Here is a 12,203-nt window from a genome sequence, read left to right as displayed (position 1 = left end):
AAGCTCCCTCGCCACAAAAGCATTTGCACAAGACCGTCCTGACTATTTGACTCCGGCAGACAAGGCACCATGACCCCACCTCTTCTGCACCTCGAAGACGAACTGACCCGCCTCACCCTCGCCCCTCACCTGGGCGCCAGCCTCGTCGAATGGACCCTGCGCAGCAACGGTGCGCCGCTGCTACGCCCGCCGGCACCGCAGGCCGTGGAAAACGGCCTGCCCGGCAAACTCGGTTGCTTCCCGTTGATTCCATGGTCGAACCGGATCGCCCAGGGCGGTTTCGATTGCCCGTCCGGCTGGCTGGCCCTGGAAGCCAACAGTGCTAACGATCCGTTCCCGATCCATGGCAGCGCCTGGCAGCAACCGTGGCAAGTGACCGAACACAGTGCCCAGGAAGTGTTGTTGCAACTCGACAGTTGCTATCCGTTCGCCTACTGCGCCAGCCTGCGGATTCGCTTGAACGGCGGTCAGTTGCAAATCGCCCTGCATGTCACCCACCTGGCCGAACAACCCGCCTGGCACGGCTTGGGCCTGCATCCGTATTTTCCGCGCACCGCCGGCACGCGCCTGCAAACCCGCGCCTGCGAAGTGTGGATGTGCGACAGCTCTAAACTGCCGACGGAACTCGCGGACGTGCCGACAGAATGGGATTTCCAGCAACTGCGATTGCTGCCGGACAGCCTGGTCGATAATGGGTTTGGCGGTTGGGACGGGCATTGCCTGATCCAGCAGCCGGACCTGGGCTATGAGCTGGAATGCCGGGCCAGCGGCAGCGATTATTTCCTGCTGTATTGCCCGGTGGGCCTGGATTTTTTCTGCATCGAACCGGTCAGCCATCCGGTCAATGCACACCACCTGCCGGGACGGCCGGGCTTGCGGCTGCTGGAGCAAGGCCAGTCGGTGGCGTTGGGGTTTTCGATGCAGTGTCGGTTGCTGTAGCCCCAGTCCCCCGACTAGCCAAGGCCCCTGCTTGGTCCGGGGACATGGCCCCCTGTGGCGAGGGAGCTTGCTCCCGCTCGGCTGCGAAGCAGACGCCCTGAGCCAAAACCGTATGGGCCTGCTTCGCAGTCCAGCGGGAGCAAGCTCCCTCGCCACGGGGGTTGTGTCCGGCTGGGGTTACGCCCGCACCACCATGAACACCGCCACCGCCAGGCACACCCCGGCAAACCCCACCTGCAACGCACGGGCCGGGACGTTGGCGGATAATCGCCGGCCCAACACCATCCCGACAATGCTGGCCGCAATGAACACCGCCCCGACCTGATCGATACGCACCCCGGCATGAAAAGCGCCCACCACGCCGATCAAAGAAATCAGGCTGATGACCATCAGCGACGTGGCGACGATCCCGCGCATCTGCACATCGGTCAGTTGTTTGAACGCCGGCACGATCAGGAAACCGCCGCCCACGCCCAGCAGGCCCGAGACCAGCCCGGTCACCGCGCCCAATGCCGACAGCGTCGCGGTGCAGCGCGGGGTCCAGGCCAGACGCCCGGTCTTGTGGTCGAGCATGCAGTTTTTCTGTCCCCAACTGGCGGCGCCGTGGTCGCTGGGCCCTGGCTGCGCGGTTTCGCGGCGCAACATGCGCGCCGCCACCAGCACCATCAGCAGGCTGAACAGGATCATCAGGATTTTTTCCGAAAGCTGGTGGGCGACGTAGATGCCCAGCGGCGAAAACACCGCGCCGAGCAACGCGATCAGCACCGCCGCGCGATAACGCACCAGGCCATGGCGCAGTCCGTCGATGGCGCCCACCGCCGCGGCACTGCCCACCGCAAACAACGCCACCGGCGCGGCCTGGGTCATGCTCCAGCCCAGGCCCAGCACCAACGCCGGGACGGCCAGAATCCCGCCGCCCGCCCCCGTCAGGCCAAGGACCAGACCCATGACCACACCAAAAAAACTCGCCAGCAACATAAGGTTCTCTCAAGCCGCGCACACCTGTTGGCAGGTGCGATCGCATTTGCAGGACGCCTTGGCCCTCACTAAGCTGCGGACCATATGTTGTAAACCTCAAGCGTTGCAACCGGTTCTTCCCGCACAGGTTCGCTGTCATGCCCGCGCAGATTCAAAGCTTTCTCGACCCCGCCTCCAAGACCTACACCTACGTCATCTATGAACACGATGGCGGGCAATGTGCGGTGGTCGATCCGGTGCTCGACTACGACCCGGCCTCGGGACGCAGCAGCACCACGCAGGCTGATCGCATCATCGCGTTCGTGACCGAACACCGGTTGACCGTGCAATGGCTGTTGGAGACCCACGCCCATGCCGATCACCTCTCCGCCGCGCCGTATCTGCGTCGTGCCTTGGGCGGCAGGATCGCCATCGGCCAGGCCATCGACCAGGTCCAGCGGGTCTTCAAGGCGCTGTTCAACCTTGAGCCGCAGTTCGCCGTTGACGGCTCCCAGTTCGATCACTTGTTTGCCCCTGGCGAATCGTTTTCCGTCGGCAACCTCAAGGCCACAGCGCTGCATGTCCCCGGCCACACCCCGGCAGACATGGCCTACCTGATCGACGGTGAAGTGATCCTGGTGGGCGACACGCTATTCATGCCGGATGTCGGCACGGCCCGTTGCGACTTCCCCGGCGGCAACCCCCGGCAACTCTACGCTTCGATCCGCAAGCTGCTGGCCTTCCCCGCCAGCGTGCGGCTCTATGTGTGCCACGACTATCCACCGGAGCATCGCGAGCCCCGGTGCATGAGCACTGTGGGTGAGCAGCGCCAGCACAACATCCATATTCACGATGGCATCGACGAGGCCACCTTCGTCGCCATGCGTACCCAACGAGATTCGACGCTGGGCATGCCGACGCTGTTGCTGCCGGCGGTGCAGGTGAATGTGCGGGCGGGGAATCTGCCACCGGCTGAGGACAATGGGGTGACGTACCTGAAGATTCCGATCAATCAGCTCTAGAAATGTGGGGCTGCTGCGCAGCCCAGCGGGAGCAAGCTCCCTCGCCACGGGATTGGGTGGCTCGCGAGTCGGTAGCTGGATCGAACACCGTCCTGTGGCGAGGGAGCTTGCTCCCGCTGGGCCGGGCTGGCGCTCCAGCGCGAAGCGGCCCCCATCTTCAGGCGCCCAACGTCAACCCATTGGCCGGCAGCGGCAACGCCGTCTTGTAGCGCACCTGCTTGAGGGCGAAGCTGGAACGGATGTTCGCCACCCCGGGGACCTTGGTCAAAAAGTCCATCATGAAGCGCTCCAGGGACTGGATCGTCGGCACCAGTACACGGATCAGGTAGTCCGGGTCCCCCGCCATCAGGTAACACTCCATCACTTCCGGCCGGTCGGAGATTGCCTCTTCGAAATGCTGCAGCGCCTCCTCCACCTGTTTCTCCAGGCTGACATGGATGAACACGTTGACGTGCAGCCCCAGCAAATCCGCATCAAGCAAGGTGACCTGCTCGCGGATCACCCCCAACTCTTCCATGGCTCGCACCCGGTTGAAGCACGGCGTTGGCGACAGGTTCACCGAGCGGGCCAGATCGGCGTTGGTGATGCGGGCGTTCTCCTGAAGGCTGTTGAGAATGCCGATGTCGGTGCGATCCAATTTGCGCATGAGACAGATATTCCTGTTTTTTATCTTTGTGCAGATTTTTTATCTGCAAATGACCTGAACAGCAAGCCAACAGAGAAAAATATTCTTCTACGTCGAGCCTATGATTGTTGTAGGACAATTTCCCCCTTACCCAGGGGGATTTGTCAGCTAGCGCGCCCACTACAAGAAATTCACAAGATCGAGCGTAGAAAGCCATGAACCCAGCGTACGAACCGCTACGCCTGCACGTCCCCGAACCCTCGGGCCGTCCCGGCTGCAAGACCGACTTCTCCTACCTGCATCTGAGCGATGCCGGCACGGTGCGCAAACCTCCCATCGACGTCGAACCAGCCGATACCATCGACCTGGCCCGCAGCCTGATCCGCGTGCTCGACGACCAAGGCAATGCCCTGGGCGAATGGGCCGAGGACATCCCCGTCGAGATCCTGCGCAAGGGCATGCGTGCCATGCTCAAGACGCGGATCTACGACAACCGCATGGTGGTCGCCCAGCGGCAGAAAAAAATGTCGTTCTACATGCAGAGCCTTGGCGAAGAAGCCATCGGCAGCGCCCAGGCCCTGGCGCTGAATATCGATGACATGTGCTTCCCCACCTACCGCCAGCAAAGCATCCTGATGGCCCGCGACGTGCCGTTGGTGGACCTGATCTGCCAACTGCTGTCCAACGAGCGCGATCCGCTCAAGGGCCGGCAGTTGCCGATCATGTACTCGGTCAAGGACGCCGGCTTCTTCACCATTTCCGGCAACCTCGCCACGCAGTTCATCCAGGGCGTGGGCTGGGGCATGGCCTCGGCGATCAAGGGCGACACCAAGATTGCCTCAGCCTGGATCGGCGACGGCGCCACTGCCGAATCAGACTTCCACACCGCCCTGACCTTCGCTCACGTCTACCGGGCGCCGGTGATCCTCAACGTGGTCAACAACCAGTGGGCGATTTCCACCTTCCAGGCCATTGCCGGCGGTGAAGCCACCACCTTCGCCGGGCGCGGCGTCGGTTGCGGCATCGCTTCGCTGCGGGTCGATGGCAACGACTTCATGGCGGTCTACGCCGCTTCGCGCTGGGCCGCCGAACGCGCCCGCCGCAACCTCGGCCCGGCGCTGATCGAATGGGTCACCTACCGCGCCGGCCCGCACTCCACCTCCGACGATCCGTCCAAATACCGTCCCGCCGACGACTGGAGCCACTTCCCGCTGGGCGACCCGATTGCCCGCCTCAAGCAGCACATGATCCACATCGGCCAGTGGTCGGACGAGGAACACGCCGCCGTCACCGCCGAGCTGGAAGCCGAGATCATCGCCGCCCAGAAAGAAGCCGAGCAGTACGGCACCCTCGCCGGCGGCCAAGTGCCGAGCGCAGCGACCATGTTCGAAGACGTCTACAAAGAGATGCCGGAGCACTTGAAGCGCCAGCGTCAGCAGTTGGGGATCTGACATGAACGATCACAACAACACTATTGCGTTGGACACCGCCATGACCACTACCACCATGACCATGATCCAGGCCCTGCGCTCGGCGATGGACGTGATGCTCGAACGCGACGACAACGTCGTGGTATTCGGCCAGGACGTGGGCTACTTCGGCGGCGTGTTCCGCTGCACCGAAGGCTTGCAGAACAAGTACGGCACCTCGCGGGTGTTCGACGCACCAATTTCCGAAAGCGGCATCGTTGGCGTGGCAGTGGGCATGGGCGCCTATGGCTTGCGTCCGGTGGCCGAGATCCAGTTCGCCGACTACGTCTATCCGGCCTCGGACCAGATCATTTCCGAAGCGGCGCGCCTGCGCTATCGCTCGGCCGGCGAGTTCACCGCACCGATGACCCTGCGCATGCCCTGTGGCGGCGGCATCTATGGCGGCCAGACCCACAGCCAGAGCATCGAGGCGATGTTCACCCAGGTCTGCGGCTTGCGCACGGTGATGCCATCCAACCCCTACGACGCCAAGGGCCTGCTGATCGCCTCCATCGAAAACGATGACCCGGTGATCTTCCTCGAACCCAAGCGCCTGTATAACGGCCCGTTCGACGGCCACCACGACCGCCCGGTAACGCCGTGGTCGAAACACCCCTCGGCCCAGGTCCCGGACGGTTACTACACCGTGCCGCTGGACGTGGCCGCCATCACCCGCCCGGGCAAGGACGTGACCATCCTCACCTACGGCACCACGGTCTATGTGTCCCAGGTGGCCGCCGAGGAAAGCGGCGTCGATGCCGAAGTCATCGACCTGCGCAGCCTGTGGCCGCTGGATCTGGAGACCATCGTCAAGTCGGTGAAAAAGACCGGCCGCTGCGTGATCGTCCACGAAGCCACCCGCACCTGCGGTTTCGGCGCCGAACTGGTGTCGCTGGTGCAAGAGCATTGCTTCCACCACCTGGAAGCGCCCATCGAGCGCGTCACCGGTTGGGACACTCCCTACCCGCATGCGCAGGAGTGGGCGTATTTCCCAGGGCCGTCCCGTGTGGGCGCGGCGTTGAAACGGGTCATGGAGGTCTGAATGGGCACGCACGTTATCAAGATGCCGGACATCGGCGAAGGCATCGCGGAAGTTGAATTGTCGGTGTGGCACGTCAAGGTTGGCGACATGGTCGTCGAGGATCAGGTGCTGGCCGATGTGATGACGGACAAGGCGATGGTGGACATCCCCTCGCCGGTGCATGGCCGGGTCATCGCCCTGGGTGGCGAGCCTGGTGAAGTCATGGCGGTGGGCAGCGAACTGATCCGCATTGAAGTCGAAGGCGCGGGCAACCTGAAGGAGTCGGCACAGCCGGCTGCGCCTGTCCAGGCTGCGAAACCGGCGCCGGTGGCCGCGCCTGAACCGGTCGTCGAAAAAACCGCCGCGCCGCGTCCGGCGCCAGCCCCGCAAGCGCCGATAGCCCGTGCGCCCGATGAGCGTCCGCTGGCCTCCCCGGCCGTGCGCAAACACGCCTTGGACCTCGGCATCCAGTTGCGTCTGGTCCAGGGCACCGGCCCGGCCGGGCGCGTGCTGCATGAAGACCTGGAAGCCTATCTGGCGCAAGGTCCCTCGACCCCGGCCAAGGGTGGCGCAAGCTACGCCGAACGCCACGATGAAGAGCAGATCCCGGTGATCGGCATGCGCCGCAAGATCGCCCAGCGCATGCAGGAAGCGACCCAGCGCGCCGCGCATTTTAGCTACGTCGAGGAAATCGACGTCACCGCCTTGGAAGAACTGCGGGTTCACCTGAATGAAAAACACGGCGCCAGCCGCGGCAAGCTGACCTTGCTGCCATTTCTGGTGCGAGCGCTGGTGGTGGCCCTGCGGGACTTCCCGCAAATGAACGCGCGCTACGACGATGAAGCCCAGGTCATCCACCGCTGCGGCGCGGTGCATGTCGGCGTGGCCACCCAGAGCGACGTCGGCCTGATGGTGCCGGTGATGCGTCACGCCGAAGCCCGCAGCCTGTGGGACAGCGCGACGGAAATCTCGCGCCTGGCAACCGCTGCCCGCAATGGCAAGGCCAGCCGCGATGAACTGTCCGGCTCGACCATCACCCTGACCAGCCTCGGCGCGCTGGGTGGCATCGTCAGCACGCCGGTGCTGAACCTGCCGGAAGTGGCCATCGTCGGCGTCAACAAGATCGTCGAGCGACCGGTGGTGATCAAAGGCCAGATCGTCGTGCGCAAGATGATGAACCTCTCCAGCTCCTTCGATCACCGGGTGGTCGATGGCATGGACGCGGCGCAATTCATCCAGGCCCTGCGCGGCTTGCTCGAACAACCCGCCACCTTGTTCGTCGACTAATTGGGAGCAGGCATGCAACAGACTCTGAACACCACGCTGCTGATCATCGGCGGCGGCCCCGGCGGCTACGTGGCGGCGATACGCGCCGGTCAATTGGGCATTCCGACCATCCTGGTGGAAGGCCAGGCGTTGGGCGGGACCTGCCTGAACATCGGCTGCATTCCGTCCAAGGCCTTGATCCATGTGGCCGAGCAGTTCCATCAGACCCGGCACCACAGCCAGGGCTCGGCCCTGGGCATCACGGTGTCGGCGCCGAGCCTGGATATCGGCAAGAGCGTGGAATGGAAGGACGGCATCGTCGATCGCCTGACCACCGGCGTCGCGGCGTTGCTGAAGAAGCACAAAGTCCAGGTCATTCATGGCTGGGCCAAAGTGATCGACGGCAAGACCGTGGAAGTCGGCGATAGCCGGATCCAGTGCGAACACTTGCTGCTGGCGACCGGTTCGAAAAGCGTCGACCTGCCGATGCTGCCGATTGGCGGGCCGATCATATCGTCCACCGAAGCCCTCGCCCCTACCTCGGTGCCCAGGCACTTGGTGGTGGTCGGCGGCGGCTATATCGGCCTGGAGCTGGGCATCGCTTATCGCAAGCTCGGCGCCGAGGTCAGCGTGGTCGAAGCCCAGGAGCGGATCCTGCCAGCCTACGACGGCGAACTGACGCAACCGGTGCACGAGGCGCTCAAGCAATTGGGCGTTAAGCTGTACCTCAAGCACAGCGTCGAAGGTTTCGATGCCCAGGCCAGCACCTTGCAAGTGCGCGAGCCGAATGGCGACACGCTGAACCTGGACACCGACCGGGTGCTGGTGGCGGTCGGGCGCAAGCCCAATACCCAGGGCTGGAACCTCGAAGCGCTGAACCTGGCGATGAACGGTTCGGCCGTGAAGATCGACCAGCGCTGCCAGACCAGCATGCGCAACGTCTGGGCCATCGGCGATCTCAGTGGCGAGCCGATGCTTGCCCACCGGGCCATGGCCCAGGGCGAAATGGTCGCCGAGCTGATCGCCGGCCAGCACCGCGAGTTCAACCCGACGGCCATCGCCGCGGTGTGCTTCACCGACCCGGAACTGGTAGTGGTGGGCAAGACGCCGGACGAAGCCAAGGCGGCCGGGCTGGATTGCATCGTGTCCAGCTTCCCGTTCGCCGCCAACGGCCGGGCCATGACCCTGGAATCGAAAAGCGGTTTCGTGCGGGTCGTGGCGCGCCGGGACAATCACCTGATCGTCGGTTGGCAGGCGGTCGGCGTCGGCGTCTCGGAGCTGTCCACGGCATTCGGCCAGTCGCTGGAAATGGGCGCGCGCCTGGAAGACATCGCCGGCACCATCCACGCCCACCCGACGCTGGGTGAGGCGGTGCAGGAAGCGGCGTTGCGTGCGTTGGGGCATGCGTTGCATATATAGCTGTAGGTATGAGTTTCACCCGTGGCGAGGGAGCTTGCTCCCGCTGGGCTGCGAAGCGGCCCCAATCCGGCGTACCAGGATTGTTCAGTCACACCGCGTTGACCGGGTTACGACTGCTTCGCAGCCGAGCGGGAGCAAGCTCCCTCGCCACGGGGAACCGGCAGAAAATCTGCCTGTCCCCTATCGAGCAGGCTGCGAAACACCCCTGGAATGAAGTATTGTTGTCCCCATCCAAAAACGTCAGAAGCCTTGAACCGTTTCGGCGGTAGTTAAGAAATAGAGGGTGTCATGGGTAACGAGAGCATCAATTGGGACAAACTGGGCTTTGACTACATCAAGACCGACAAGCGCTACCTGTCGCACTGGCGCGATGGCGCCTGGGACGCCGGCACCCTGACCGACGACAACGTGCTGCACATCAGCGAAGGTTCCACGGCGCTGCACTACGGCCAGCAATGCTTCGAAGGCCTGAAGGCCTATCGCTGCAAGGACGGTTCGATCAACCTGTTCCGCCCGGACCAGAATGCCGCCCGCATGCAACGCAGCTGCGCCCGCCTGCTGATGCCATTCGTCGAGACCGAGCAGTTCGTCGAAGCCTGCAAGCAAGTGGTGCGCGCCAACGAGCGCTTCATCCCGCCCTACGGCACCGGCGGCGCGTTGTACCTGCGTCCGTTCGTGATCGGCGTGGGTGACAACATCGGCGTGCGCACCGCGCCCGAGTTCATTTTCTCGATCTTCTGCATCCCGGTCGGCGCCTACTTCAAGGGTGGCCTGACCCCGCACAACTTCCTGATCTCCAGCTTCGACCGCGCCGCCCCACAAGGCACCGGCGCGGCCAAGGTCGGTGGCAACTACGCCGCCAGCCTGATGCCGGGTTCCCAGGCCAAGAAAGCCAGCTTCGCCGATTGCATCTACCTCGATCCAATGACCCATTCGAAGATCGAAGAAGTCGGCTCGGCGAACTTCTTCGGCATCACCCATGACAACAAATTCGTCACCCCCAACTCCCCGTCGGTCCTGCCAGGCATCACCCGCCTGTCGCTGATCGAACTGGCGAAATCGCGCCTGGGCCTGGAAGTGGTCGAAGGCGACGTGTTCATCGACAAGCTGTCGGACTTCAAGGAAGCCGGCGCCTGCGGTACCGCCGCGGTGATCACGCCGATCGGTGGGATCAATTACAAGGACAAGCTGCACGTCTTCCACAGCGAAACCGAAGTCGGCCCGATCACCCAGAAGCTCTACAAGGAGCTGACCGGTGTGCAGACCGGCGACGTAGAAGCGCCGGCGGGTTGGATCGTCAAGGTTTGATCTGAACCCGGCTCCCAGGAGCTTTTGTGGCGAGGGAGCTTGCTCCCGCTCGACTGCGCAGCAGTCGCAATCCGGTCAACACGCTCAATGATCGCGTGACCTGGTTTGGGGCTGCTTCGCAGCCCAGCGGGAGCAAGCTCCCTCGCCACGTGTGCGCACGCCGTCAAACTACCCCCGCCGCAACATCCACCGCTGTCCCCAGCGCTGGCGAAACCAGCCATGCCCGCTGACCAGCAGAATCCCACTGAGCACCAACGCGGCGCCGATGATGAAGTTCGGCTCCAGCGGCTCATCCAGCAGCCAGACGCCAAACCCGATGCCGTACAACGGGGTCATGAACGACAGGACGCCCAGTTGTGAGGCCAGGTAGCGGCGCAGCAGGGAAAACCAGATCAGGAAACTGGCGAAAGACACCAGCAGCACCTGGAAGGCCAGGCTGGCGAACAGTTGCGGCGTGGGGTTGATCGTGGTTTGCCCCAGCGCCAGCGCCAGACCGACCAGCAGCACCCCAGCGCCCACCAGTTGATAGAGCAGCGTCTGGCTGGCGGGCAGGTCCGTCAATCTTGAACAACGCACCGTCACCGTCGTCGCGCCCCACAGCACACCGGCCATCAAGCCCATGCCGTCGCCCAGCAGCGAACCGCCAGCGGCGATACCCGCTCCGCCGCTGAAGGCCACCACAATCCCGCTGAACGCCACACCGATACCGGTCCATTGCAACGGCGTGAGGCGTTCGCTCGGCAGTTTCCAATGCAATCCCAGGGCGGCAAACATTGGGGCGGTGTACAGGAAAATCACCATGTGCGACGCCGTGGTGTGACGCAGGCCCTCGCCCACCAGCACGAACTCCAGGGCAAACAACAGGCCCACCAGGATCCCGGGGCGCCAGTTGCCGTCGGCCAGGGACAGGCGTTCGCCACGGGCCAGCATCAGCAGCCCCACCAGCAGCGCGGCAACGGCCGAGCGCAGACCCAATTGCAGCATCGGCGTCATGTCGGCGGCGCAGGCCTTGATCGCCACTTGCTGGAAGCCCCAGATGGAGCAGAGAAAGGTCATCAGGGCGCAGACCTGGCCGTCCAAGGCGCGGCGGGTAGTCATGGGAACGGTTCCTTGGCTAGGATTCGATGAAAGGATTGTCTGCCTGACAGCTTTGCTGGATATAGTGATTACCCGACAAGCCATCCCGGTATTCCGTCAGAGGCGCCGACATGCACATTCCTGCCCAGCACCTGCGGACCCCGCCGTTCGAAACCGCCCTGCCTGCGCCGATTTACTTTCGCAGTGCCTGCATGCCGGCGCACGCCACCTACCCCCGGCACCGGCATGCCTGGGGCGAGTTTGTCTATTCCTACAGTGGGGTGATGGAGATCGAGACCGCCAGCCACCACTACCTGGCGCCACCGCAGTACGGCATCTGGTTGCCGCCGGACCTGGAGCATGTCGGGTTCAACCGGCATGAGGCCTGTCACTGTTCGTTGTACCTGGCGGCCTCGCTGTGCGAGGCGTTGCCGGCTGTACCTTGCGCGTTGACCTTGAGCCCGTTGATCCGAGCCTTGTTAGAGGAACTGCGCAACGACCCACCCAGCCAGCCGCAGACGCCACCACAGCAGCGCCTGTTGCAGGTGCTGGTGGACAAACTGGCCCAGGCGCCCCTTGCCGGCAGCTACCTGCCGTCCTCGGACGATCCGCTTTTAGGGCCAGTGTTGCGCGCGCTGGAGACCAACCCCGGCGACCCGCGCTCCCTGCCGGAACTGGCCCGCGCCGCCAACACCACCGAACGCACCCTGATGCGCCGGGCACAGCGGGACCTGGGCATGTCGCTGGTGGAATGGCGCCAACGCCTGAAAGTCATCGAAGCCCTGGCCCTGCTTGAACGCGGCCAGACCGTGGAAACCATCGGCCTGGACCTGGGTTACAACAGCGCCTCGGCGTTCATCAGCATGTTCCGCAAAATGATGGGCACCACGCCGGATGAGTATCGGCGTCGGCATATGAGTTGATAGCGCGGCTGCAATCATCGCGAGCAGGCTCGCACACAGGGGACCGTGGGTGTCGCGGATATTTCGCCAACGCATAAAAGCTGTGGGAGCGGGCTTGCTCGCGAAGACGGCGGCATAGTCAACATTGAGGTTGCCTGATACACCGCCATCGCGGGCAAGCCCGCTCCCACAGGTTAT

At 63.8% G+C, this 12,203-nt stretch carries 11 protein-coding genes; 8 read left to right on the top strand and 3 right to left on the bottom strand.

Annotated features, from left to right (window positions below):
- Window positions 1-69: 69 nt before the first annotated feature.
- On the top strand, window positions 70-939 hold the full coding sequence (locus RGM2987_RS06230) for an aldose 1-epimerase (RefSeq protein ID WP_245139240.1): 870 nt from the start codon (window positions 70-72) through the stop codon (window positions 937-939).
- A gap of 177 nt (window positions 940-1,116) precedes the next feature.
- Here RGM2987_RS06230 and RGM2987_RS06225 read toward each other — a convergent pair whose 3' ends face one another.
- Complete coding sequence (locus RGM2987_RS06225; protein WP_245139239.1) at window positions 1,117-1,917, bottom strand: sulfite exporter TauE/SafE family protein; 801 nt, start codon at window positions 1,915-1,917, stop codon at window positions 1,117-1,119.
- A gap of 137 nt (window positions 1,918-2,054) precedes the next feature.
- Between RGM2987_RS06225 and RGM2987_RS06220 the strand changes: the two genes are divergently transcribed.
- Window positions 2,055-2,918, top strand: a complete 864-nt coding sequence (locus RGM2987_RS06220; protein ID WP_245139238.1) for an MBL fold metallo-hydrolase — start codon at window positions 2,055-2,057, stop codon at window positions 2,916-2,918.
- A 157-nt stretch (window positions 2,919-3,075) separates the two neighbouring features.
- Here RGM2987_RS06220 and bkdR read toward each other — a convergent pair whose 3' ends face one another.
- Complete coding sequence (gene bkdR, locus RGM2987_RS06215) at window positions 3,076-3,564, bottom strand: Bkd operon transcriptional regulator BkdR (protein ID WP_245139237.1); 489 nt, start codon at window positions 3,562-3,564, stop codon at window positions 3,076-3,078.
- Window positions 3,565-3,758: 194 nt separating this feature from the next.
- Between bkdR and RGM2987_RS06210 the strand changes: the two genes are divergently transcribed.
- The 5 genes from RGM2987_RS06210 (at window position 3,759) to RGM2987_RS06190 (ending at window position 10,026) form a co-directional block, all read left to right on the top strand.
- Window positions 3,759-4,994 (top strand): 3-methyl-2-oxobutanoate dehydrogenase (2-methylpropanoyl-transferring) subunit alpha, encoded by a 1,236-nt coding sequence (locus tag RGM2987_RS06210; RefSeq protein ID WP_245139236.1) that lies wholly within the window; start codon window positions 3,759-3,761, stop codon window positions 4,992-4,994.
- A 1-nt stretch (window position 4,995) separates the two neighbouring features.
- Window positions 4,996-6,054, top strand: a complete 1,059-nt coding sequence (locus tag RGM2987_RS06205; protein WP_245139235.1) for an alpha-ketoacid dehydrogenase subunit beta — start codon at window positions 4,996-4,998, stop codon at window positions 6,052-6,054.
- Window positions 6,055-7,320: a dihydrolipoamide acetyltransferase family protein gene (locus RGM2987_RS06200; protein ID WP_245139234.1), complete on the top strand. Its 1,266-nt coding sequence runs from the start codon at window positions 6,055-6,057 to the stop codon at window positions 7,318-7,320. It begins immediately after the preceding gene.
- A gap of 12 nt (window positions 7,321-7,332) precedes the next feature.
- On the top strand, window positions 7,333-8,718 hold the full coding sequence (gene lpdA, locus RGM2987_RS06195; RefSeq protein WP_245139233.1) for a dihydrolipoyl dehydrogenase: 1,386 nt from the start codon (window positions 7,333-7,335) through the stop codon (window positions 8,716-8,718).
- Between the two features lie 288 nt (window positions 8,719-9,006).
- A complete protein-coding gene (locus RGM2987_RS06190; protein WP_245139232.1) occupies window positions 9,007-10,026 on the top strand; it encodes a branched-chain amino acid aminotransferase in 1,020 nt (339 codons plus the stop codon).
- A 168-nt stretch (window positions 10,027-10,194) separates the two neighbouring features.
- On the opposite strand, the gene RGM2987_RS06185 is transcribed toward RGM2987_RS06190, so the two are convergent.
- A complete protein-coding gene (locus RGM2987_RS06185; protein WP_245139231.1) occupies window positions 10,195-11,124 on the bottom strand; it encodes a DMT family transporter in 930 nt (309 codons plus the stop codon).
- Between the two features lie 110 nt (window positions 11,125-11,234).
- Between RGM2987_RS06185 and RGM2987_RS06180 the strand changes: the two genes are divergently transcribed.
- Window positions 11,235-12,026: a helix-turn-helix transcriptional regulator gene (locus RGM2987_RS06180; RefSeq protein ID WP_245139230.1), complete on the top strand. Its 792-nt coding sequence runs from the start codon at window positions 11,235-11,237 to the stop codon at window positions 12,024-12,026.
- The last annotated feature ends 177 nt before the right edge of the window (window positions 12,027-12,203 follow it).

It is taken from the genome of Pseudomonas sp. RGM2987 (assembly GCF_022952855.1).
In the GTDB taxonomy this organism is placed as follows: Bacteria; Pseudomonadota; Gammaproteobacteria; order Pseudomonadales; family Pseudomonadaceae; genus Aquipseudomonas.
Note: the sequence above shows the minus strand (reverse complement) of the source record. Positions and strands in the feature narration are given on the sequence as shown.

What these genes read in the sequence shown, in the direction of transcription:
- RGM2987_RS06185 (WP_245139231.1), bottom strand. Translation starts at nt 11,124, where the DNA reads ATGACTACCCGCCGCGCCTTGGACGGCCAGGTCTGCGCCCTGATGACC.
- RGM2987_RS06205 (WP_245139235.1), top strand. Translation starts at nt 4,996, where the DNA reads ATGAACGATCACAACAACACTATTGCGTTGGACACCGCCATGACCACT.
- bkdR (WP_245139237.1), bottom strand. Translation starts at nt 3,564, where the DNA reads ATGCGCAAATTGGATCGCACCGACATCGGCATTCTCAACAGCCTTCAG.
- lpdA (WP_245139233.1), top strand. Translation starts at nt 7,333, where the DNA reads ATGCAACAGACTCTGAACACCACGCTGCTGATCATCGGCGGCGGCCCC.
- RGM2987_RS06200 (WP_245139234.1), top strand. Translation starts at nt 6,055, where the DNA reads ATGGGCACGCACGTTATCAAGATGCCGGACATCGGCGAAGGCATCGCG.
- RGM2987_RS06230 (WP_245139240.1), top strand. Translation starts at nt 70, where the DNA reads ATGACCCCACCTCTTCTGCACCTCGAAGACGAACTGACCCGCCTCACC.
- RGM2987_RS06225 (WP_245139239.1), bottom strand. Translation starts at nt 1,917, where the DNA reads ATGTTGCTGGCGAGTTTTTTTGGTGTGGTCATGGGTCTGGTCCTTGGC.
- RGM2987_RS06180 (WP_245139230.1), top strand. Translation starts at nt 11,235, where the DNA reads ATGCACATTCCTGCCCAGCACCTGCGGACCCCGCCGTTCGAAACCGCC.
- RGM2987_RS06210 (WP_245139236.1), top strand. Translation starts at nt 3,759, where the DNA reads ATGAACCCAGCGTACGAACCGCTACGCCTGCACGTCCCCGAACCCTCG.
- RGM2987_RS06220 (WP_245139238.1), top strand. Translation starts at nt 2,055, where the DNA reads ATGCCCGCGCAGATTCAAAGCTTTCTCGACCCCGCCTCCAAGACCTAC.
- RGM2987_RS06190 (WP_245139232.1), top strand. Translation starts at nt 9,007, where the DNA reads ATGGGTAACGAGAGCATCAATTGGGACAAACTGGGCTTTGACTACATC.